At 47.7% G+C, this 25,258-nt stretch carries 14 protein-coding genes; 10 read left to right on the forward strand and 4 right to left on the reverse strand.

Annotated features, from left to right (window positions below; all coding sequences use genetic code 11):
• The first annotated feature begins 137 nt into the window (after positions 1-137).
• The 7 genes from DW182_RS09110 (at position 138) to DW182_RS09140 (ending at position 17,096) form a co-directional block, all read left to right on the forward strand.
• On the forward strand, positions 138-3,350 hold the full coding sequence (locus tag DW182_RS09110; protein ID WP_118295306.1) for a TonB-dependent receptor: 3,213 nt from the start codon (positions 138-140) through the stop codon (positions 3,348-3,350).
• A 19-nt stretch (positions 3,351-3,369) separates the two neighbouring features.
• Positions 3,370-5,187 carry a RagB/SusD family nutrient uptake outer membrane protein gene (locus DW182_RS09115; protein WP_118295384.1) on the forward strand — a complete coding sequence of 606 codons (1,818 nt, stop codon included), beginning with the start codon at positions 3,370-3,372 and terminating at the stop codon, positions 5,185-5,187.
• 247 nt (positions 5,188-5,434) lie between these two features.
• The gene (locus DW182_RS09120) at positions 5,435-7,018 is read left to right on the forward strand and encodes a sulfatase (RefSeq protein WP_118295307.1); all 1,584 of its coding nucleotides are present in this window, start codon (positions 5,435-5,437) and stop codon (positions 7,016-7,018) included.
• A 151-nt stretch (positions 7,019-7,169) separates the two neighbouring features.
• Entirely contained in the window at positions 7,170-9,509 is a 2,340-nt protein-coding gene (locus DW182_RS09125) for a glycoside hydrolase family 20 protein (protein WP_118295308.1), read from the forward strand.
• Between the two features lie 143 nt (positions 9,510-9,652).
• A complete protein-coding gene (locus tag DW182_RS09130; protein ID WP_118295309.1) occupies positions 9,653-12,712 on the forward strand; it encodes a glycoside hydrolase family 2 TIM barrel-domain containing protein in 3,060 nt (1,019 codons plus the stop codon).
• 42 nt (positions 12,713-12,754) lie between these two features.
• Complete coding sequence (locus DW182_RS09135) at positions 12,755-14,626, forward strand: alpha-L-fucosidase (protein WP_118295310.1); 1,872 nt, start codon at positions 12,755-12,757, stop codon at positions 14,624-14,626.
• A 46-nt stretch (positions 14,627-14,672) separates the two neighbouring features.
• Positions 14,673-17,096 (forward strand): sulfatase-like hydrolase/transferase, encoded by a 2,424-nt coding sequence (locus DW182_RS09140; RefSeq protein WP_370449800.1) that lies wholly within the window; start codon positions 14,673-14,675, stop codon positions 17,094-17,096.
• Between the two features lie 234 nt (positions 17,097-17,330).
• Here DW182_RS09140 and DW182_RS09145 read toward each other — a convergent pair whose 3' ends face one another.
• The gene (locus DW182_RS09145; protein WP_007660712.1) at positions 17,331-17,837 is read right to left on the reverse strand and encodes an RNA polymerase sigma factor; all 507 of its coding nucleotides are present in this window, start codon (positions 17,835-17,837) and stop codon (positions 17,331-17,333) included.
• Between the two features lie 223 nt (positions 17,838-18,060).
• Positions 18,061-18,564: an RNA polymerase sigma factor gene (locus DW182_RS09150; protein ID WP_007660711.1), complete on the reverse strand. Its 504-nt coding sequence runs from the start codon at positions 18,562-18,564 to the stop codon at positions 18,061-18,063.
• Between the two features lie 230 nt (positions 18,565-18,794).
• On the opposite strand from DW182_RS09150, the gene DW182_RS09155 reads away from it, so the two are divergent.
• A complete protein-coding gene (locus DW182_RS09155; protein WP_044532717.1) occupies positions 18,795-19,613 on the forward strand; it encodes a 1-acyl-sn-glycerol-3-phosphate acyltransferase in 819 nt (272 codons plus the stop codon).
• Between the two features lie 45 nt (positions 19,614-19,658).
• Entirely contained in the window at positions 19,659-20,645 is a 987-nt protein-coding gene (locus tag DW182_RS09160; protein WP_044532718.1) for a GNAT family N-acetyltransferase, read from the forward strand.
• Between the two features lie 79 nt (positions 20,646-20,724).
• Here DW182_RS09160 and DW182_RS09165 read toward each other — a convergent pair whose 3' ends face one another.
• Together DW182_RS09165 and DW182_RS09170 are read right to left on the reverse strand one after the other, a co-directional pair.
• Positions 20,725-23,178 carry a glycoside hydrolase N-terminal domain-containing protein gene (locus tag DW182_RS09165; RefSeq protein ID WP_118295311.1) on the reverse strand — a complete coding sequence of 818 codons (2,454 nt, stop codon included), beginning with the start codon at positions 23,176-23,178 and terminating at the stop codon, positions 20,725-20,727.
• 213 nt (positions 23,179-23,391) lie between these two features.
• Entirely contained in the window at positions 23,392-24,720 is a 1,329-nt protein-coding gene (locus DW182_RS09170) for a deoxyguanosinetriphosphate triphosphohydrolase (RefSeq protein WP_021968202.1), read from the reverse strand.
• 90 nt (positions 24,721-24,810) lie between these two features.
• On the opposite strand from DW182_RS09170, the gene dut reads away from it, so the two are divergent.
• Positions 24,811-25,242: a dUTP diphosphatase gene (gene dut, locus DW182_RS09175; protein ID WP_021968203.1), complete on the forward strand. Its 432-nt coding sequence runs from the start codon at positions 24,811-24,813 to the stop codon at positions 25,240-25,242.
• The last annotated feature ends 16 nt before the right edge of the window (positions 25,243-25,258 follow it).

The following is a 25,258-nucleotide window of genomic DNA, read 5'->3' on the forward strand; positions in this document are numbered from 1 at the left end:
CACTTCCAGAAGGTCTGTGGATGGTCAAATTTGGATTTAGTAATAGTGATTATTGTACCGGTGCTCCTTCTGTTTCGCTTTACATTTGCATCGAAATCAATGTTAACAATAGTCTTTACTAATTTAAATTTAATTCTATGAGACAGAAGTTATTTAATGTTTTTCTAACATGTCTGCTCTGCTTGACAACTACTGCTGCCGCTTATGCACAGCAACCCGTCAAAGTAACAGGTAAAGTGATTGACAACACCAATGAAGGTGTACCCGGTGTCAATGTGTCTGTAAAAGGAGGATCACTTGGGACGATTACCGATATTGACGGTAATTATAAGATAGATGTCCCTAACTCTAAATCAGTATTGGTTTTTTCTTTCATCGGTTATGAGAAGCAAGAGATTGCGGTAGGTAACAAGACGGTGATTAATGTGACAATGAAGGACGACACGCAGTTGTTGGACGAGGTAGTTGTGGTAGGTTACGGTTCGGCGCGTAAAGGTGACGTAACAGGTGCGCTGACCAGTTTACGTCCCGACCCGAATGATGCGGCTAAGGCTAATTCTCTCGATAACTTATTATCGGGTAAAGTGGCAGGTCTGGTAGTTAACTCAACTTCTTCGGCTGTCGGTTCTGCTTCTTCGGTTACTATCCGTGGTGCCAGTTCACTTCGTGGAGACAACCAGCCTCTGTATGTGATAGATAATGTGCCGCAGGCCTCCACCGGTGAGTTCTCCTCTTCCGGTATCAGCGGTGACTTTCAGATTAATCAGGACCCGTTATCGTCTTTGAATCCTGCCGATATTGAAGATATTACCATTCTGAAGGATGCTTCTTCAACTGCTATTTACGGTTCACGTGGTGCCAATGGTGTTATTTTGATTACTACCAAGAAAGGAAAATCCGGTAAAGCTAAAGTTAATGCTTCAGCTACGTTTACCATTGCCAATACTACGAACCTGATGAATATGATCAATCTGGAAGAATATGCCAATTATGCAAACAGCAGGATCCAGGATGATGCAGTGCCATTTCATATTGTGGGCAATGAGGTGAGATATGTATTCAATGGTTCTTACGACAAGTATGATCCTAATAATCCTGAAACTTATAATGTTGTAAATTACCGCAACTGGCAGAAGGAAATCTATACCTCGGCCTTTTCACAAAACTATTCCTTGTCTCTGAATGGTGGTTCGGATAAGATTACTTATTATATATCTGCCAATTTCAAGGATATCAACGGTACGGTAAAGCAGACCTCTCTGAAGCAGGGTGACTTACGTGCCAATTTGAGTGCTGAGGTATCAAAAGCGGTGAAGATAGACTTGTCTTTGAGTGGGGCACTTCGTCAGAACGATATGATGGCAGGAGGTAACACATTGGGCGGTTCTACCGGTGCTATCTCACGTACAGCACTGGATTATGCTCCGTTTGAAATGCCGGAAGGTGACCCGAGTTTCAATAATGAGAATAAGACAACAGTTTTCAGTTGGTTGAATGACTATGTGGATGTAACGGCTGACAAAACTTTCAAAGCCAGTTTGGACCTGACCTGGAAGATTAACAAGTTCTTCCGTTATAATCTCCGTACCGGTGGCAATTTGAATATCAATGAGCGTAAGCGCTGGTATGGTTTGCAACTTTATCAGGGTATGAACAATCAAGGTTTACTTGCATTGTCTGATTTGAATAAAAACAATGTTTCCGTTGAAAATATCTTGAATTACAGTACGAAGCTCAAATCCTTTGCCACTTTGGATGCTACGGTCGGCGTTACCTACGAAGATTACAATTTCCTGAATAAGAACACTACCGGTAATAACTTCACTTTCTTTGAAATGCGTGAGAATGGGCTTCACATGGCAGGTAATGTAAATAATGCCCAGCCTATCCAGAAAGACTATCAGCTGGTTTCTTATCTGGGACGTGCCAATCTCTCTATTTTCGATAAATATCTGATTACTGCTTCTCTCCGTGCCGACGGTTCCAGTAAATTTGCCAAGGGCAGCCGTTGGGGATATTTTCCTTCTGCATCACTGGCATGGCGTATGGAACAGGAAGAATTTATGAAGAATATTTCTTGGTTGAGTCAGTTGAAGATTCGCGTAAGCTATGGTGTTACGGGTAACCAAAGTATCGACCCGTATTCCACTTTCTCTATGTATGGTTCTAACTCCAACCTTTATTATGCTGATGGCTCGGGCAATGCTCAGACTGCCTTTACGGTAACCAACTTGTCAAACAACAGTTTGAAATGGGAAAAGACGGCTTCATGGAATGGTGGTGTGGACTTCGGTTTATTTAACTCTCGTCTGAGTGGTACTCTTGATGTATATCAGAAGAAAACTACTGATTTGTTGATTTCAAGAACCTTGCCGGGATCAGCAGGCTTTGGATCTACTTATTACAATCAGGGATCAATGAAGAATACGGGCGTTGAACTTTCCTTGAACGCACAGATTGTGGATAAGAAAGACTGGAAGTGGAGTTTGAGTGGTAATATCGGTTTCAATAAGAGTAAGATTTCCGAATTAGGACTTTTGCCGTCCGACTTCGGTTTCCTGGGAGAGAATATCGGATATTATGGTAACTCGATAGGCGATCACTTTGGTGTGGGGCACATCTTTTTGGAAGGTAAGGCACCGGGACTGTTCTTCGGATATGTGACACAAGGCATCGTACAGCCGGAAGACATCACAGATCAGGGCGTGAAATATATCAAAAAAGATGGTACGGTTGGCTATTACCAGACATTCAATAAGGTTACTCCGGTAGCCGGTGATATCAAGTTTGTAGATAATGATGGTGACGGTGATGTAAATGTGAACGACCGTGACATTATCGGTGATCCGAATCCTGATTTTACATACGGTTTTTCTACAAGTATTTCTTGGAAGAACCTCAGTCTGTCGGCTGCGTTTACCGGTGTGCAGGGTAGGGATATTCTGAATACCAACAACCGTTACATCAACACTCCGGGAACCAAATCCAACAACCTGACGCGGAAAGCTTTTCAGAATATGTGGACTGAAAGCAATCACTCCAATTTGTATCCGAGTTCTACATTCGTAGTGCAGAACTACGTAATGGATCGCTATGTGGAAGATGGCAGTTATTTGCGTTGTTCCGATATCACCTTGAACTATGTATTGCCGAAGGTATGGATGAAGAAGATTGGCTTCCAGAATGCTTCTGTTTATGCTTCTGTCAAAAATGCATTCATCATTACTGACTATAGCGGTTATGACCCTGAAGTGAATAGTTTCGCTTTCGACGGACTCCGCCCGGGTGTGGATATGAGTTCTTATCCTACTCCGCGTTCATTTATATTCGGCTTAAACTTGACTTTCTAATATTAAAAACATGAAGAATATGAAAAGATATAAATATTATATACTGTCTTTGGTTGCACTGTGCAGCTTTTCTGCCTGCGACGCTTTACTTGATGAGGATCCTTTATACTCTCAGAATAGCAATATTGTCTTTCAGACCGAGGATAATGCCGAATTGGCTCTGTTGGGATGCTACGGTTATATGTCATCCGGCAATGCTTACGGGCAGATGTGGCAAGAAGTGCCCATCGTGGCTTCAGGGCTTGCCTGGGCACAGCGCCCTGAAGACCTGAACTCGCTGAATACACTGGCTGCCAATAGTCTGGTTTCTTCTGCCTGGGGAGGTATGTACAAGGTGATAGCCGAAATCAATGCTTTTCTGGAAAGTATTGATAAGAGTGGTTTGAGTGAAGGTGTTAAAGTACAGAAGGGTGGCGAAGCCAAATTCTTGAGAGCATTAGCTTACTATAATTTAGTTTCCGTATTTGGCGATGTACCTTTAAAGACGGTTGCTTCTTCATCCGAAGGTATTTCTATTGCCCGTTCACCTCGTGAAGAGGTGTTGGCACAAATCGTCCAAGACTTGAAGGACGCTCTTTCTATCTCTGAAACATCGTCGGTAGGACGCGCCAATTCCTGGACTGTAAAGGCTTTCTTGGGTAAGGTATATTATAAGATGGCTGCTTTAGGTATAGACGCCGCAGCCAACTGGCAGAATGCCAAGGATATGTTTGATGCAGTATATGCAAGTCATGTTTATGAGTTGGAACCCAAGTTTGCGAACCTGTTCGGTGAATATGTTTCAAACTCCAAAGAATCCATTTTCCAGATGAATTATTCGACAGGAAATGCAAACGGCTGCTACAACCGTGGCAGTAACCGTTTTGCTCCACAGGCTTCTACCAGTGGTATCAACTGGAGTACATATCGTGTGGCTAAGTTCGCTTATGACATGCACGAAGGTACTTATCCGGGAGATCCCCGTATTGATGTTAACTTCCTGACTAAGTGGAGAGCACGCAATGGTAACAATCAGGCTAATCCGAAACCGCAGGTAGGTACTGAACTTTGTGCCAACGACTCTGTATGCACGTATCCTTACTGGAAAATTAAGTTTACGGATGTGATAGTGCCTGGCTCAAAGGACGTGAAACTGGAAATAACGGCTAAGTTACCTTATGCAGACTTTCCTAATCCGAAGAATCCGAGTATCAGTGTTCTTGAAAACTATGAGGCTACACACGGGGAATCTCCGTATAATTCGACGGTGACTAAGGCAGTAGAGGATTTTGTGAAGGTGGGTAATGGTGAGAAGTGGCCATACTTCGGTAAGTTGTACGACCAGGGACAAACTGGTACAATGGCTCACAAGAACTTGATGGTATACCGTTATGCCGAGATGTTGCTGTTGATGGCCGATGTTTATAACGAACTGGGGGATACTCCGAAAGCTATCAGTTTAGCTAATGAAGTGCTTGCCCGTGCACGCAAGTCCGGAGCCGTGGTTTCGGCACAGCCGACAGACTGGCCGTCATCCCTTACTAAAGAACAGGTTACGGAGAAGTTGTATTTTGAACGTATTATTGAACTTTGCGGTGAACCTAATATTTATGATATGGTACGTATCCGTGGTACGGAATATTTCAAGAAGTTCCTGGAACTGAACACTACGCACGAATTGACCATAAAGGGAGAGCAGAATTACGCTGCCAGCACGAACAACTTCTGCGATCGTTTGCTGAACGGTGGTAACCTGTCGGATGATTTCCTGAGAAAGAACCTGCTGTTGCCGATTCCTACCAGTGAAATCGACGCGAACCCGGGGCTTTCCAATAGTGACAATAACTTCGGCTATTAAGCGATGGCGAAGATGCAATTTGAAATCCTTTTTTCAATAGGCTGACATAACCTAACATTCCGGAAGCAGACAGCGCATCTTGTCTGTTCTGCTTCTGGTTTTGTCTTTGCTGTTTTTAATTTTGTCTTTTTGTTGCTTTAGGTATGCCCGAAATGGTGAATTTTGGATATGATAAAGATATTCTTGAACATTGCTCTTATCCATTACGCGTACTTTTGGGTAATTAAACTACTAAAGATTTCCGACCATGAAAAACTTGCAATCAGGATTACTCTATTCCTTGACCGGTGCCGCCGCCGTGGCATCCTTGGCTTCCTGCTCCGCCCAAAAGAAGGCTGAAGAGCAGAAGCAGTATAACATCGTATACATCATGACGGATGACCACACAGCGCAGATGATGAGCTGCTATGACCACCGTTATATGGAAACACCGAACCTGGATCGCATTGCTGCCGATGGAGTACGCTTCACCAACAGTTTTGTTGCCAACTCGCTAAGCGGACCCAGCCGTGCCTGCATGATTACCGGTAAGCACAGTTGCGCCAACAAGTTCTACGACAACACCACTTGCGTGTTCGACGCTTCGCAGCAGACCTTTCCTAAACTCTTGCAACAAGCCGGTTATGAAACGGCCCTCATCGGCAAATGGCACCTCGAAAGCCTGCCTACCGGCTTCAATTATTGGGAGATTGTGCCCGGACAGGGCGATTATTATAACCCGGACTTCATCACCCAGGATAATGATACGATACAGAAGCACGGGTATGTGACGAACCTCATCACCGATGACGCCATCAACTGGATGGAGAACCAGCGGGACAAGGACAAACCGTTCTGTATCCTGATTCATCACAAGGCCATCCACCGCAACTGGCTGGCGGATACCTGCAATTTGGCGCTTTATGAGGATAAGACTTTCCCGTTGCCGGACAACTTCTTTGACGATTATGAAGGGCGTCCCGCCGCTGCGGCACAGGAAATGAGCATCGTGAAGGATATGGATATGATTTACGACCTCAAGATGCTGCGCCCGGACAAAGAGACCCGCTTGAAGGCTCTTTACGAGAAGTACATCGGTCGCATGGACGAAGGACAGCGTGCCGCATGGGATAAATTCTACGGACCCATCATCGAGGATTTCTATCAGAAGAACCTGCAAGGCAAGGAGCTTGCCAACTGGAAGTTCCAACGCTACATGCGCGACTATATGAAGACGGTGAAGTCGCTGGACGACAATGTGGGCCGTGTGCTGGATTATCTGAAAGAAAAAGGTCTGGATGATAATACGCTCGTGGTTTACACCTCCGACCAGGGCTTCTATATGGGCGAGCATGGCTGGTTCGACAAGCGCTTCATGTACGAAGAGTCCATGCGCACGCCGCTGATTATGCGTCTGCCGAAAGACTTCCAGCGCAAGGGGGATATTGACGAGATGGTGCAGAACATTGACTATGCGCCTACCTTCCTGCAACTTGCCGGAGTGGAAGTGCCGGAAGATATTCAGGGCCTCTCGCTGGTGCCGCTGCTGAAAGGCGAGAAACCGGCCGACTGGCGGAAGGCGTTGTACTATCACTTCTACGAGTATCCGGCCGAGCATAGCGTGAAACGCCATTACGGGGTGCGCACCGACCGCTACAAGCTGATTCATTTCTATAATGATATCGATGTGTGGGAACTGTACGACCTGCAGGCCGACCCTACGGAGATGCGCAACATCTACGGGCAAGCGGGGACGGAGGAGATTGTGAAAGACCTGAAAGCGCAACTGGCCGCTTTGCAGGAGGAGTACAACGACCCGGTGCGCTTTTCGCCAGAGAGAGACAAAGAATGATTTTTAATAGCTAATAGCGAATCGGTGATTGAGTTCGTAACAGGAAGGAATGAAGCGAATGACGGATAGCCCGCAAATCATTTCATCCGTTGTCGTTGCAATCCTGACTTAGGCGCATCAACTGATTCGCATACCCAAATGAAAAGACCTTATGAGATATAGAACTATTTATGCACTGGTGTGCCTGCTGCTTCTGGCAGTGACCGGTATCCAGGCTGATAACTTGACATCCCCCATTTCTTTAGTTCCCTGCCCGGTCAGTATAGTGCCGGGCACGGGCAACTTCCGCTTCTCTGCAAAAACAACCTTTGCAGTGGAGAATGAAGCGCAGGCTGTGGAAGTGCGTCAGCTGACGGCACTTTTCACCCGTGCGGCAGGATTTACCCCCCGCATCAAGGTGGGAAGCAAGAAAGGTGACATCTGTCTGGTGACGGATGCCGGTTTGAAGAATGAATCCTATAAACTGGAGATTACACCCAAAAGAATCACAATCCATGCCGCCGATGCGGTGGGGTTCTTCTATGCCCTGCAAAGCATCCGACAATTGCTGCCCGCCGCCATTGAGGGGGCATCGGCGTCTGCTTCCCCTTCAACCTCGGCCGACATCGACTGGGCAGTTCCGGCAGTCACCATCACCGACCAGCCCCGTTTCGGCTATCGGGGATTGTTGGTGGACGTGGCACGGTTCTTCTCCCCCAAGGAGAACCTGCTGCGTATCATCGACTGCATGGCTATGCTGAAACTGAATAAACTGCATTTCCATCTGACAGATGACAACGGCTGGCGCATTGAAATCAAGAAATATCCCGAACTTACGGAGATAGGTTCCCGCCGTGTAGACCGTCCGGGCAAGAGCTTTCCCGACCGCCGTAATCCCCGCCAGGGCGAGCCTACGGTAGAAAAAGGATACTATACGCAGGAAGAGATTCGTGAGATAGTGGCCTATGCCGGGGAACGCCACATTGAGGTGATTCCCGAGATTGAAATGCCGGCGCACAGCAACGCCGCACTGGCTGCTTATCCGTTGCTGGCGTGCCCGGTGGTGAACAAGTATATCGGCGTGTTGCCCGGTTTGGGCGGCGAGAACGCCGACGTCATCTACTGTGCCGGAAACGACAGTGTATTCACTTTCCTGCAAGATGTGCTGGACGAGGTGCTCAAACTTTTCCCGTCGAAGTATATCCATTTGGGTGGAGATGAGGCTCGCAAGACGCATTGGGAAGTGTGCCCGTTGTGCCAGGCGCGGATGAAGGAGGAGAAATTGGCGAATGAAGAAGAACTGCAAGGCTACTTCATGGGCCGCGTGGCGCGCTATGTGCAGGGCAAAGGCCGTGAGGTGATAGGCTGGGATGAGCTGACGAACGCTACTATCCCCAAGGACTTCATCATTCTGGGTTGGCAGAAGTATGGCGAGGCGGCGGTGAAAGCTGCCGAACTGGGACATCGTTTCATCATGACGCCCGCCCGGATTATGTATCTCATCCGCTATCAGGGCCCGCAATGGTTTGAGCCGTTGACGTATTTCGGAAATAATACTTTGAAGGATGTATACGACTACGAACCGATACAAAAAGACTGGTCGCAGCATACCGCTTCCCTGTTGATGGGGGTGCAGGCGTGCATGTGGACGGAGTTCTGCAATGCTCCCGAGGATGTGGACTATCTGCTTTTCCCCCGCCTGTCCGCACTGGCGGAGGTGGCCTGGACGCGGCCGGAACGCAAGGACTGGAAGGCGTATCTGGCGGCTATGGATGGCTTCAACGAACATCTGGCGGCGAAGGGCATCGTCTACGCCCGTTCCATGTACAACATCCAGCAGACGGTGACACCCCGTGACGGCCGTCTGGAAGTGAAGTTGGATTGCATCCGCCCGGATGTGGAGGTGCGCTACACGATGGATGGCAGTCAGCCCACGGCACAGTCCGCCCTCTACGTTCGGCCATTGATGCTCACGGGTACGAAAACTATAAAGGCCGCCACTTTCTCCGCAGGCAAGCAGATGGGACAAACGCTGGAACTGCCTGTTGTATGGAATCCGGCAACGGCCCGGGCAATAAAGAGCATCGGTGCCGACAACATCGGCCTGCTGGTGAATGGTGTGCGTGGAAGTCTGAAATATACCGACTCCGAATGGTGCTCGTGGATGAAGAACGATACCGTTTCCTTCACTCTTGATTTGAAGAAGCCTGAAGCGGTGGCGCGGCTCACGCTGGGTTCCATCACCAACTACGGCATGGCGGCGCATAAACCCGCAAGGATAGAAGTGCTGGTTTCGGCGGATAATAAAGACTTCCGCAAGGTCTCCGGGAAGTCGTTTACGAAGGAGGAAATCTTCCGCGAAGGTACTTTCCGCGAGGATATTCCGTTTGAGATAGGAGAGAAGGCACGCTACATCCGCGTCGTGGCATACGGGGCAGGCCTATGTCCTTTCACCCACGTGCGCCCGGGGCAGGAAGCCCGCATCTATTTCGATGAAGTCATCGTGGAGTGACGACGACGCGCCGGGAGCTCTCGCGGTCCCCGCCAACTGGTTTGTCGGCACCAAATGAGCTCAATCCTTAACGGATGTGAACTTTTTGTCCCCCCGGAAGCGCTCCATCCTCAACAAATCACCTTACTAACAGCAAGACGGATATGAAAAAGAACCTATTTTTGAGTTTGATAGCCCTCTGCCTCCTTCCCGCCGCCCTCGCGGCGCAGCCGGAGTGGCAGAGCCAGTACGCCATCGGAAAGAACAAGCTGGAGCCGCACGCCTACGTGTGGCCCTACGAAACGGCGGATGCCCTGCGCAGCGGCAACTACGAACAGTCACCTTACTATATGAGCCTGAACGGTACATGGAAATTCCATTGGGTGAAGAACCCCGACCTCCGACCGAAGGATTTCTATAAACCTTCTTTCTACACCGGCGGCTGGGCGGACATCAACGTCCCCGGCAACTGGGAACGTCAGGGATACGGCACCGCCATTTACGTGAACGAAACCTACGAATTTGACGACCCCCTGTTCAACTTCCGCAAGAACCCGCCGCTGGTTCCTTACGAAGAGAATGAAGTAGGCTCCTACCGCCGCACCTTCACCCTGCCCGCCGACTGGCGCGACCGCCGCATCGTGATTTGCTGCGAAGGCGTGATTTCTTTTTATTACATCTGGGTGAACGGCCATCAGTTGGGTTACAACCAAGGTTCCAAGACTCCTGCCGAATGGGATATCACCGACTATGTCAAAGAAGGCGAGAACACCGTCGCGCTCGAAGTGTATCGCTGGAGCGCCGGTGCCTATCTGGAGTGTCAGGACATGTGGCGTTTGAGTGGCATTGAGCGCGATGTCTACCTCTACAGCACCCCCCGCCGCTTCATCTCCGATTATAAAGTGACTTCTTCCCTGGATAAACAGACGTACAAAGAAGGGCTTTTCGCTCTTGAAGCCACTGTTGAAGGGGCGGCAACCGGCGCCTCCACTTTGGAGTATACGCTGGAAGACCCTTCCGGAAAAACAATCCTGAAAAAAGAAATCCCGGTAAAGAGCCGTGGCTTGAGTAATTTTGTTACTTTTGACGAACAGACTCTTCCGGACGTGAAACGTTGGAGCGCGGAACATCCCAACCTTTACTCGCTGACACTGGCCCTGAAGAATGACGCCGGACAAGTGACACACCTGACAGGGGGCAACGTCGGCTTCCGCACTTCCGAAATCAAGGACGGACGCTTCTGCATCAACGGCGTGCCCGTGTTGGTGAAAGGTGCCAACCGTCACGAACACTCCCAACTGGGGCGCACCGTCAGCCGTGAACTCATGGAAGAAGATATCCGCCTGATGAAACAACATAACCTGAACACTGTGCGCAATTCGCATTATCCCACCCACCCGTATTGGTATCAGCTTTGCGACCGCTACGGACTTTATGTGATAGATGAAGCCAACATCGAATCGCACGGCATGGGCTACGGCCCCGCTTCCCTCGCCAAAGACACCACCTGGTTGCCCGCCCACATGGACCGCACCCGGCGCATGTACGAGCGCAGCAAGAACCACCCCGCCATCGTCATCTGGTCCCTCGGCAACGAAGCGGGCAACGGCGTCAACTTCGAACGCACCTACGACTACATGAAGTCCATCGAGCGCACCCGCCCCATCCAGTACGAGCGCGCCGAGCAGAACTACAACACCGACATCTACTGCCGCATGTACCGCAGCGTGGACGAACTTCTTGCTTATGCCCGCCAGACAGAACCGAAAGTCTACCGTCCCTTCATCATGACCGAATATCTGCACGCTATGGGCAATAGCTGTGGCGGACTGCGCGAATACATGGAAGTCTTCGAAACGGAACCCATTGTGCAGGGCGGTTGCATTTGGGACTGGGTAGACCAGTCGTTCCGTGAAATAGATGCCGATGGGCGCTGGTACTGGACTTACGGCGGCGACTACGGCCCCAAAAACATCCCCAGCTTCGGTAACTTCTGCTGCAATGGCTTGGTGAATGCTGTTCGTGAACCACATCCACATCTGCTTGAAGTGAAGAAGGCTTATCAATATATCAAAGCTTCCATGCTTGATAACAAGAGTCTCACCCTCAGCATCAAGAACTGGTACGACTTCACCAACCTCAACGCCTACACCCTGCACTGGCAGGTGGTGGGCGACGATGGCCGGGTGATTGCCGACGGCACACGTCAGGTAGATGCCGCCCCGCATGCTACGGTGGAAGTGACATTGGGTGCCGTGCGCCTGCCTGCTGACGTCCGCGAGGCTTGGCTCAATCTGCGCTGGACACCTGTTGAGGCTGCTCCGTTCATTGGTACGGATTATGAAGTGGCCTACGACCAGTTCCCCCTCGCCGGAAACCGGAACTACCGTGCTCCTGAGGCGAAACTCTCCGGCAAAGTGGAGATGGACATCGACCCCGTGACGGGAGCGTTACGCTCCTATATATATAAAGGTGAAGAAATGCTGGCTTCTCCCGTGATGTTGAGCCTCTACCGCCCTGCCACGGATAATGACAATCGTGAAAAAGTGGGTGGTGCCAAGGTCTGGAAGAAAGCCGGACTGGATAAACTCGCCCAGCGTGCCCTCAGCGTCAAGACCTCCGCCCGTGGCGGCCGCAGCGAAGTGGAACTGCTGAACGCCCGTAACGAGCGCCTCGGCACCGCCACCTTCATCTACACCCTGAAGAAAGACGGAGCGCTGGATGTGCAGACATATTTCGTTCCCGATACGGCTGTTGTCGCTTCATTGGCACGTGTTGGACTTACTTTTGAGATGCCTGATGCTTATAGCCGGGTCGCTTATCTGGGACGTGGCGAGCACGAAACCTACATCGACCGCAACACGTCCGGCCGCATCGGCATTTATCATACCGATGTAGAGCGCATGTTCCACTATTATGTCCGTCCGCAGGCTACGGGAAATCGTACGGATGTCCGTTGGATGCAACTTGCTGATGAAGCGGGCGAGGGGTTGGCTTTCCGTTCCGACGTTCCGTTCCAGTTCAGTGTCATTCCTTTCACGGATGAATGTCTGGATGCGGCGACGCATGTCAATCAGTTGCGACGCGAAGGAGTTGTGACCGTGCATCTGGATGCTGCGCAGGCAGGTGTGGGTACGGCAACTTGCGGTCCCGGCGTACAGCCGCAATACCGGGTGCCTGTGCAGGAATACAAGTTCCGGTTCACAATCCGCCCATTGAAGTAAGGGGAGCTTGATACTCTCTCATTCTTATTATATACATAGACCATGAAACAACAGATCCTAACCCTCATCCTCTCCCTCGCCTCCCTCACCGGATTGCACGCGCAGGAGACTTATTATGAAAAGCACGTTGCTTTCCCCGCCACCGCCACCGCCGCCGAGAAGCTCGACATGGCCTCCCGTCTCGTTCCCACTCCCCAGCAACTGGAGTGGCAGGCGATGGAGCTGACTGCTTTCCTGCACTTTGGTGTGAATACTTTCACCGGTCGTGAGTGGGGCGATGGAACCGAAGACCCGAATATCTTCAACCCCACGGCCCTGGATTGCGAACAATGGGTGCGTACCCTCAAGGACGCCGGTTTCAAGATGGCCCTCATCACCGCCAAGCATCACGACGGCTTCTGCCTCTGGCCCACAAAGACCACCCGCCACTCCGTAGCCTCCTCCCCTTGGAAGGACGGCAAAGGCGATGTCGTTCGCGAACTGCGTGATGCCTGCAAGAAATATGGCATCAAGTTCGGTGTCTATCTTTCCCCCTGGGATCGCAATGCCTCTTGTTATGGCGATTCCCCCGCCTACAACCGCTTCTTCATCGAACAACTCACCGAATTGCTTACCAATTACGGTGAAGTTCACGAAGTCTGGTTTGATGGTGCCAACGGTGAAGGCCCCAATGGCAAGAAGCAAATCTACGACTGGGACGCCATCCTGCGCACCATCCGCCGCCTGCAACCCAAAGCCGTCACCGCCATTATGGGCGATGATGTCCGTTGGGTAGGCAATGAAAAAGGTATCGGCCGTGAAACTGAGTGGAGCGCCACCGCCCTCACTCCCGGCATCTACCCCCGTTCCGGCGAACAGAACAAGGCGTTGGGCATCTACGGCAAGGCAAAGGACTTGGGCGGACGCGACATCGTGGCTCGTGCCACCGAACTTTTCTGGTATCCTTCCGAAGTGGATGTTTCTATCCGTCCGGGCTGGTTCTATCATGCCGACCAGGACAATCAGGTGAAGTCTTTGAGCCATCTGGTGGATATCTATTTCAAATCCGTTGGCTATAACTCCGTTCTTCTGCTCAACATCCCGCCCGACCTTCGTGGGCGGATTCATGAGAGCGATGTGCAACGGTTGAAAGAGTTTTCCGGTTATTTGAAGAAGACCTTTGCCCGCAATTATGTGCTGAAAGGAGACGAAGCCTGGCAAGGAACCTCCGGCACAGCCCGCGAATATGATGTGCAGAAAGGTGCGCTGGTCAATGCTTTTATGATTCAGGAAGATATTTCCAAGGGGCAACGTATCGAAAGTTTCCTTGTCGAAGCCTATAAAGACGGTGCCTGGATTCACCTCTCCGAGGGTACTACAGTAGGGTACAAGCGTCTTGTCCGCTTCTCCGACACTCGTCCGGAGCGTATCCGTGTTACGATTCGCTCCGCCCGTGGCATAGCTAACGTTTCTGCCGTAGGTCTGTTCTATGCCGAACCTCTTGCTGATAAAAGTGAGGAAGTGCAGCTTAGTGACATCCCTGTAACTGAATGGAAGGTGGTCGGTGGCAATGCGGATTCCCGTCTGGCTATCGACGGAGACCGGAAAACTGTCTGGCGTGCCTCTGCTCTTACACCGTTGGTAGTCGATATGGGGCATGAAGTGAGTGTGAAAGGTTTCAGTTACGCTCCCTCTTTGGAAGAAGATTTAACGGGGACTATCTATAAGTATGCTTTCTACATCAGCCTCGACGGCCAATCGTGGACTAAATGTGAGGCAAGCGGTGAGTTCAGCAACATCATGCACAATCCCATACCTTACTTTGTACGGTTTGGAAAGACGTATCCCGCCCGTTACTTCAAGCTGGAACCTATATCGGAGATGAATAATAAAAACGCCGTAACCGTCGGTGAAGTAGGTATTCTGACAAGATAGCAAGTACTGGATTATCATTTATAAAACTACTTTTGAATTATTGCTTATGATGAAATATCCCCTTGTTTCTATAGCTGCTGCGGCATTGCTTTCCGGTAATGTCGCAGCCCAACAAAAGCCTAATATCATTCTTTTTCTGGTTGATGATATGGGATGGCAGGACACCTCCCTGCCGTTCTGGAAAGACACTACCGAACTGAATCATATTTATGAGACGCCCAACATGGAGCGTCTGGCAAAGAAAGGCGTCAGGTTTACGAACGCTTATGCATGCCCTATCAGTTCCCCTTCGCGTGTCAGCCTGTTCACCGGCGCAAATGCCGCGCAGCACAAGGTTACGAACTGGACTTTGAAGAAAGACACACCGACCGACCGGAAGAATGAAACGCTGGATTTTGAGGCTTGGAACTACAATGGTCTGTGCCCTGAACCCGGTATGGAACATTCTTTCTATGCAAAATGCCTGCCGCAACTGCTGCGTGAAAAAGGATATACGACGATGATGGTAGGCAAAGCACACTTCGGTTCGATAGATACGCCTGCTGCCAATCCTCTGACAATCGGCTTCGATTACAACATTGCCGGTCATGCCGCCGGTGCTATGGGCAGCTATCTGGGAGAAGAAGGATACGGTGCAACCGGCCAACCGGAGTGGGCGGCGATATGGGCTGTACCGGATCTGGAGAAGTATCATGGAACGGATACTTTCCTTACCGAGGCCCTGACATTGGAAGCAAAGGGACTTATGGACAAAGCCATTGAACAATCCAACCCTTTTTTCCTGTACATGAGCCATTATGCCGTACATGCCCCCTTCAAGACGGACAAACGTTTCTACCAGAAGTATATTGATAAAGGCCTCGCCCACAAGGAAGCGCAGTACGCCGCTTTGCTGGAGGGAATGGATAAGAGTCTGGGAGATTTGATGGACTATGTAGACCGGAAAGGCATTGCAGATAATACAGTAATCATTTTTATGTCCGATAATGGCGGTTATACCATAGGGCGTGCAGACAAGAACGCTCCGTTGAGCGAAGGAAAAGGTTCTCTGAAAGAAGGAGGTATCCGCGAACCGATGATTGTCTATTATCCGAATATAACGAAACCGTCGACTGTCAATGACACCCCGGTCATCATCGAAGACTTCTTTCCCACCCTGCTGGAACTTGCCGGAGTGCGCGATTATCAAACGCCGCAGCATGTTGACGGGCAAAGTTTCATGGCGCAAATAAAAGGACAGCCCGGTGATAAGGAACGCGCCTTGTTTTTTCATTATCCAAATAACTGGGGCGAGAGAGTACAGACCATCGGTGCCCCGCAAAGTGCCATACTGAAAGGAGACTGGAAACTGATTCATTATTATGAGTCCGGTAAGAACTGCCTCTATAACCTGGCGGATGACATTTCTGAAAAGCAGGATGTATCTGCCCATTATCCGGATAAAACGAAAGAACTGGCGAAAGCATTGAGCGATTATTTGAGAGAACAACATGCCACTATGCCTGTCCTGAAAAGAACCGGCAAGTTTGTTTCTTATCCCGACAGCGGACAAGTGGAGCGAAAATTGCCCAAAGATGATGAAACGCTGGTCTATGATAATCCGGGGGATGCGTTGCTTTTGAAGGAAGGGGACATGCACCCCAAAATCAAGAACTGGCATTTCTATACAGCTCATGAGTTTAATAATAAAGATACAAAAAAAGGCTTGCCGCTTGGTTTCATAGAACATCGAGGCATGCACATGTCCCGTACGGCAAAGGTCGATAACCGGAAATGCTCAAAGGTAGAGGATGGAGTTTTGCGCATCTGGAGTGTGGAAGAGAAAGACTCGATAGACAACCGTTTCGGTAAGAAAGTGAAGTATTCTCACGGTTGCTACCGTACTTCTTTACCGGGAAGTAAGGAGTTTTGGTGCAATTTCACCGAGAATATGCGCATTGAAATCCGCTTCAAACGTACTCCCTATGTAGGCTTTAATGATGCCCTTTGGTTTATGGGCAACAATAACCGTCCCTGGCCGAAGAACGGTGAAATCGACCTTTTGGAAAATCCGAAGAAGACGCTGAATGACCGTGCCCACTTCACGCTGCATTCCGAGAATCATTATGCCGGTGTGGTAGGTGGTTCGGGCAGTGTCACTTCCACTATTGATCTTGCTGATATGTCCCAGTGGAATATCTATTGGTTGGAATGGTATCCCGACCGTATTGTAGGAGGTGTCAACGGACAAGCCTATTTTGAACATAACAAAGGGGCTGATGGCAATACCGACTGGCCTTGGAGTGATCCGCAGGGCTTTTTCCTGATTTTCAGTACAGGTATCTCTACCAATCCGAATGCCTGGCCCGGCGCCATCATACCTTCCGAATGGAAGAAAGACGCGATGCCTGCCATGTATATCGACTGGATACGTGTTTATACGAATAAAGACTATAAAGGAGAAAATCCTCCTGCCCCCAAATTTTACTAATCAAATACCTACCTGGGCTGCACTTGTTCCGTACCAATCCCGTACTTTCTCCTTGTAGAAGTACCTCTGAGTGGAGAATGTACGGAGCAAGTACGGTTTTGCTATGGTTCGGGTATGGAGTAGATCCCTAAAAAAGATAGGGCAGACCGGATTACTCCTGCCTGCCCATTATCTCTCTAACACAACTAAAATTTTATATGATGTATTGATTCTGCTTATTATTATTCTTTATTCTTAAACAAAATCTTTCAATTCTTGTTGTAACTTCTGTCGGGTAAAGAAGATACGGCTTTTTACTGTACCTAATGGTAATCCCAGCTTCTCTGCAATTTCGCGGTATTTGAAACCGGATACGTGCATTGAGAACGGAATTTTATATTCACGGGGCAGAGCATTTACTATACGGTGCATCTCTTTCAGGTCATAAGCGCTTTCCGTGCAATCGAATCCCGAATCCTGCGGTAAGTTGAGATGATAGAGATTATCTGTTTGGTCTACGAAAGTCTGATCGCGAACTACTTTACGGTAGTTGTTGATAAAGATGTTACGCATGATGGTATACATCCATCCTTTGAAATTCGTATCAGGTGCATATTTATCTTCGTTATCTAACGCCTTTAAAGAGGTTTCCTGGAGTAGGTCGTTTGCTTCTTCGTGGTCCGAGGTTAATTTGTATGCAAAGCGTAATAAATCGCCTTGTACCCCGAGCAATTCTTTTTGGAATGTAATACTGTTATTCATAATCAATTCTCCTTTTCAATAGTTATTCTTTTGTTTTGCCTTTTGACTTTGCAATTTTACGAAGAATGCATCACTTTAACGGACGGAATTCTCGCATTAAATGGGGGGAAAACTATCAATTGATAGTTTTTGGGTGGTCAATTGATAGTTTTCAGGTGCTATATCAAAACGTTATCGGTTTAGGTTGAATAAGGTGATACTTGGTTTTATCTTGCCAGTCAGGTTATCTGAAGTCTTTCAGTTCCTGCTGTAACTTTTGGCGGGTAAAGAATATGCGACTCTTTACTGTGCCTAAGGGCAATCCCAGCTTTTCTGCAATTTCGCGGTATTTGAAACCGGATACATGCATAGAGAATGGAATCTTATATTCGCGTGGCAAGGCATTTACTATGCGGTGCATCTCTTTCAGGTCATAAGCGCTTTCGGTGCTTTGAAATCCGGATTCCTGTGGCAGATTAAGATGATAAAGATTATCTGTCTGGTCTACGAAGGTCTGGTCGCGAACCACCTTGCGATAGTTATTAATAAAGATATTGCGCATGATGGTGTACATCCAGCCTTTGAAATTAGTGTCCGGTACATATTTATCTTCATTGTCCAATGCCTTTAATGAGGTTTCCTGAAGCAAATCATTTGCTTCTTCACGGTCGGAGGTTAATTTGTATGCGAAACGTAATAAATCGTTTTGTACTCCGAGCAAATCTTTTTGGAATGTAATACTGTTCATATCGTTCTCCTTTTTTATATAGTTATTCGTTTGTTTGACTTTTGATGTTGCAATTTTACGAAAGTTATCTAACTCCGATGGACGCATTTCAAGTAATCTTTAGGGCAAAAACTATCAATTGATAGTTTTTGGGCGTCTTTTGTTTGTTTTTGGGTGCAGTTTTAGACAATTTTATTGCGTATAATTAAAAAGATGAGTTAATTTTGCGCAATCATTTCATCTTAAAAAGAATGGCTGACGACTCTTTATTTTTGATTGATATTGATAAAGTACTCCGGGAAAAGGCTCCGAAGTACTATAAGTACATCCCCGGATTCGTAGTTTCTTATCTGAAAAGAATTGTTCATCAGGAAGAACTGAATGTTTTCCTGCGCGATTCTAAGGATAAAGTGGGCGTAGACTTTTTAAAAGCCTGCCTGGAATTTCTGGATGCCAATATCGTGGTGAAGGGAGAAGAAAATCTACCGAAAGAAGGACTTTACACCTTTGTCTCCAATCATCCATTGGGAGGTCAGGATGGTGTGGCTTTGGGATATATACTGGGTTCTTTTTATAATGGTAAGGTGAAGTATATGGTAAATGACTTGCTGATGAACCTGCAAGGATTAGCCCCTCTCTGTATACCTATTAATAAGACCGGAAAACAGGCAAAAGATTTTCCGAGAATGGTGGAAGCAGGCTTTGCATCCGATGATCAATTGATTATGTTTCCGGCCGGGTTGTGTTCTCGCCGTCAGAATGGGGTGATCCGTGACTTGGATTGGAAAAAGACCTTTGTCGTGAAGAGTGTGCAGGCACATCGTGATGTTGTCCCTATTCATTTCGAGGGCCGGAATTCGAACTTTTTTTATAATTTGGCTAACATCTGCAAATTCCTGGGTATTAAGGTTAATATAGCTATGCTCTATCTTGCGGATGAGATGCTGAAGAATCGTCATAAAACGTTTACCGTAACCATTGGGAAACCTATCTCCTGGCAGACATTTGATAAATCAAAGACTCCTACCGAGTGGGCGGCCTATGTGAAGGATATCGTATATAAGTTGTAAAGTGATAAGGTATAAAGTGAATTAAAGAACTACTAACAAGAATATATGGAAGAGATTATTGAACCTATAAGTAAGGAGCTTCTGAAAGCGGAACTGACCGAAGAGAAGCGTCTGCGTATGACGAATAAGAGCCATAATCAGATTTATATCATTACAGCTCAGGATTCTCCGAATATAATGAGAGAAATCGGACGTTTACGTGAGATCGCTTTTCGTGCAGCAGGCGGAGGTACAGGAAAACCGCTGGATATCGATGAATACGATATCATGGAAAATCCCTACAAACAGTTGATTGTCTGGAATCCGGAGGCGGAAGAGATATTAGGTGGTTATCGTTACCTTCTTGGTACAGACGTTCGGTATGACGAAAAGGGGGCTCCCATTTTGGCTACAGCCCACATGTTCAATTTCTCTGAAAAGTTTTTGAAGGAGTATCTCCCTACTACCATTGAGTTGGGACGTTCGTTTGTTACAGTTGAGTATCAATCTACCCGTGCCGGTAGTAAAGGCTTATTTGCATTGGATAATCTGTGGGACGGCTTAGGAGCACTGACGGTGGTAATGCCCAATGTGAAGTATTTCTTTGGTAAAGTAACTATGTATCCAAGTTATCATCGTCAGGGAAGAGACATGATTCTTTATTTCCTGAAGAAACATTTTGGGGATAAGGAAAATTTGATAACTCCGATGAAACCGCTTGAAATGGAAGCTAAGGAGGAGGATTTGGCTGCTTTGTTCTGTAAGAATACCTTTAAGGAAGACTATAAAATATTGAATTGTGAGATACGTAAGTTGGGGTATAACATTCCGCCGTTGGTGAATGCTTACATGAGTTTGAGTCCGACTATGCGTATGTTCGGTACTGCCATTAACTATGGTTTCGGTGATGTAGAAGAAACCGGCATTCTGATTGCTGTAGACGAAATCTTGGCAGAAAAGCGCATCCGTCATATCCAGTCGTTCATAGAAAACGAACCGGAGTCATGTAAACTGACCTCCGGAGCTAATAAAGTTTTCTTTCCAAGTAGATGAAAAGTGCTGAATAAAAATAAGAAAGCGGAGAATGAACTCACTCTCCGCTTTCTTATTTTCTTTGGTGTAGCTAAAACTTCTATTGGATTTGCATCAGTTTATCTCCGTCGGCTTTGATTTTATACACCTTTCCTTTTATAGTTTTGAATGAAAGTGTCTTGTCTCCATATCTGACAGTACATGGAGTCCCTGCTTTTGATACAAGTATTGCCTCATCCAGCCGATTGTTTTTCCAAGAGATGGAAACCTCAAAGTTTCCTTTGGCGCAAAGCCCACTTACCAGCCCGTCTTTCCAGGCGTCCGGTAGTGCTGGTAACAACTGAATGAAGCCCATGTGGCTTTGCAGGAGCATTTCTGTTACACCAGCTGTTCCTCCAAAGTTTCCGTCTATTTGGAATGGTGCATGTGTATCCCACAGGTTATCCAGAGTGCCGTTTTTCAGCAGATTGCCGAACAGGGTATATGCGTGATTACCATCCTGAAGTCTTGCCCATTGGTTTAACTTCCATCCCATACTCCAGCCGGTTGCTCCGTCACCACGGTGTTCTAACACGATTCTTGCTGCTTTTGCCAGTTCCGGAGTAGTTACTGGTGAAAGTGTGCGTCCTGGATGCAAACCGAATAAATGGTTTACATGACGATGTTTGTCGTTGGGATCATCGATGTCTTTCGACCATTCCAGTAATTGTCCGTAGCGTCCTATTTTGTAAGGAACAAGGTGGGCCAGCACTTCTTGCCAATGCTTGCGTTCTCTGCTGTCTACGCCCAGTACTTTACTTGCTTCAATGGCATCCAGAAGAATCTCACGCACTACGGCATGTACAAAGGTGGCGCCTTCGTCAACCGGACCGTGTTCGGGGGATGTAGAGGGAGCGGCTGTATAGGTACCGTCTGGCTTGTGCCACAGATAATCTACAGTGAATTGTGCACTGCTCTTAATCAGATCATAGCCAACCTCTTTCAAGAAGTTCCGGTCTCTCGTGTAGTCATAATACTCCCAGATATGCGTTGCCAGCCACGGACCGGCCATCGGGTTAAAATTCCATGCCATTATCTCACTGGAAAGCGGTGAGGTAAATCCAAATATATTGGCAGAAATGGAAGCTGTCCAGCCGCGTGCGGCAAAGTAGGCTTGTGCAGTTTTCTCACCCGGTTTCACTAATCCCCGGATAAAGTCGATCAACGGCCAGGTACATTCGCTAAGATTCGTAGGACCGGCTGGCCAGTAGTTCATCTGAATATTGATGTTATTATGGTAATCCACACGCCAAGGGCCGTCCAGGTTATTGTGCCACATTCCTTGCAAGTTGGCCGGTAGATTTCCCGGTCGTGAACTGGCTATCAACAGGTAGCGCCCGAATTGATAGTACAGTTCCTCCAGGCGGAAGTCCGGTTGTCCTTTCCGGTAGTTTGCCAAACGCTGGTAGGTTGGCAAATCGGACCCGGTAACATCGGGGTTTAAGGTCAGTTTAACTCTGTTGAACAGTGCCGTATAGTCTGCTTTATGGTTGTTAGCCAATGTCTCATATCCTTTCAACAACGCTTGGTTCATCATGGATTGCGTTGTGAGTTCCGGATCATCGCCTACGTAAGTTTTCGGATTTTTGAAATCCGGATTGAAGTTCATCTTGTAGTCGGTGTCTGCGGTGAGCAGGAATACTACCCGGTCGGCACCCTTCACTATCAACCGGTCATTCTGTGCTATAACGGTTCCGCCTTTTGCAATCGCTTTGATGCGGAAAGCAAATTTCATTCCGTTATTGTTCAGGACTCCGGTATACACTAAACCGTCGGTTCCATCGGTACGTATATTGCTTTGGGCTTCCGGGTTTGGGGCATAGCTCAATACAAGATTCTGCTTTCCTGCTTTATCGGCGGAGAACTCCATTGCCATCACACTGTCCGGGTAAGATATGAAATACTTGCGGCGGTATTGCACGCCTTCTTTGTCGAATTGTACCACGGCCATGGCTGAATCCAAAGATAATATGCGGCGGTAGTTCTTCATTCGTAGTTCACTTAAATCGGTTTCTATATAAAGTTCTCCCATCGTGGTGAATGAGCCGAATCGGAACGGGTGTTCGTCTTTTTCTTCATAAGCAGCTAATCCGTTGAAGTTTTTGCGGGTCAGTTGTGCTGCTTTCTCTCCGTTTCCTTCGGTGAATGCCTGCCTGATTTCTTTTAGAATAGGGGCGGATTGTTTGTTAACGTTCCAATAATAGTCGGCACCACCGGACGTATTAGGTCCGCCTCTCCAAAGCGTTTTTTCATTGAGGGTAATTCTTTCGGCGGCAACCGACCCCAGAATATTAGCTCCCAAACTACCGTTTCCGATTGGAAGTGACCGGCTTTCCCATTCCCGGTCGAGATTAGCTCCCCGGTTGCCATTGCTGCGTAACCATACAGCTTGTCCGGTTAAGCTGTTGGGAGTGTCGAACCAGATAGAAAGCCCCTGCCTGTAATCCGTTTCTACAGCTTGTACTGTGGGTAGTAGGAATAAGGCACTAACAAGAAATACATAAAAGTTCTTCATAATAGTAGATATTTAATTTAGTTCTATTCTATATAAATCAATCATCTTTCAAATTCTTTTCTTTAAATGCTGACACCTGAATGAGGTAGAAGGCTGGGCAAATATAAAAAAAAGATTTAAGGTTATTGATGCATCATTAATCGTTTAGGAGTCTCAAATGCCGTTATTGGATGTTTTTGAACATAGAATAGCTAAATTTGGAATTCTGTTATCTCATACTGCCGGAAGACTATTCCCATTTATTTTCCTATAGAGGTCGAGAGCGAAGACATCTGTCATACCGGAGATATAATCCAATACCGCCTGTATTCTTTCATAGAGTATGGGCGCTTTTATATTATACTGGCCGGATACCCGGTTGATGAGTAGCTGTGAGTAAGCCTTCTCAGGTGAACGAACGGCATCTATCATTAAGTCGAGCAGAGTACTGATGATGCGGAAACCGGCAAGTTCAATATCCAATACATCGCGTGAGCGATAAATCTTCTTTAAAGAAATGTCGGCACAATGATTGTAAGCACTGGCAGGCAGTTCGGATATATGTTTGATGAGACTTCCTTGGAATTCTCCTTCCAATATCTTTTCTTCATTGTTCAGGAAGGCTTGGGTGCATTCCTGGATCAGTAATCCGATGACACAGGAACGCAAATAGGCAATCTGCTCATTAACGTCACTGACAATGTCGAGCGTTTTGAGCATATGTGCTTTGCGCTCTTCCGGGAAATAGGAGAGGAGTAAATCCTGTGTTTCTCCTGTGGTGAGTATCTTTAGTTTATGGGCATCTTCAATATCCATCATCTGGTAACAGATGTCGTCTGCCGCTTCTACCAGATAGACGAGTGGATGGCGGGCATATTTCAGTGGATCATCATTCAATCTTTTCATACCCAGTTCTTCGGCTATCCGTCGGAAACTTTCTTCTTCCGTAGTGAAGAAACCGAATTTAGACTTTTTGCCGGCTAAACTCGATGAAAAGGGGTATTTTACGATACTTGCCAGAGTGGAGTAGGTAAGTACGAAGCCACCTTTACGCCGTCCTTCGAACTGATGGGTGAGTAAGCGGAAGGCATTGGCATTTCCTTCAAAATGTGTCAAGTCTTCCCATTGTGCGGCAGGCAGCTGTTCTTTCAGTGCCATACCTTTTCCTTCGGAGAAGAAAGTGGAGATGGCTCGCTCTCCGGAGTGTCCGAAAGGGGGATTGCCTAAATCGTGTGCCAGGCAGGCTGCTGATACGATGGAACCTATTTCTGGAAGATAAGAATTTTGCAGTTCGGGTTGACGGGCAAGGATTGCCTTGGCTACATCAGTCCCTAATGACCGGCCTACACAGGATACTTCCAGACTATGTGTCAGGCGGTTGTGTACGAAAATACTACCCGGAAGGGGAAAGACTTGTGTTTTGTTCTGCAAGCGGCGGAAAGGAGCTGAAAAAACGAGACGGTCATAGTCACGCTGGAACTCTGAACGGTTTTCGTGACGCTCCTGATGAAACTCTTCCAGTCCGAAACGCTTGGCAGATATGAGGGTATTCCAATTCATCATGGTTACTTTGTTATTATTTAACTGCAAATGTATCATTATTTTGCTTCAAATTCCGTATTTTCGCCCGTTAATATAGTAAACGACTTGAATATGAACGTACAAATCATTAATAAATCGAAACATCCGCTTCCGGCTTATGCCACCGAACTGTCCGCAGGAATGGACATCCGTGCTAATCTTTCAGAACCTATTTCGTTAGCTCCGATGCAGCGTTGCCTAGTACCTACAGGATTATATATTGCCCTGCCGCCGGGATTCGAAGCACAAGTACGTCCTCGCAGTGGTTTGGCTATAAAGAAAGGTATTACTGTGTTGAACTCTCCGGGAACGATTGATGCCGATTACCGTGGGGAAGTTTGTATCATCCTTGTAAACCTGTCATCGGAGACTTTTGTGATAGAAGATGGGGAACGTGTAGCCCAGATGGTGATAGCACGCCACGAACAAGCCACTTGGCAGGAAGTGGAAGTGTTGGATGAAACGGTGCGCGGTGCCGGTGGTTTCGGCCATACGGGAGTGTAACATTGATAATTGCAAC

This window comes from Bacteroides sp. AM16-24, from assembly GCF_003471885.1.
Lineage (GTDB): Bacteria > Bacteroidota > Bacteroidia > Bacteroidales > Bacteroidaceae > Bacteroides.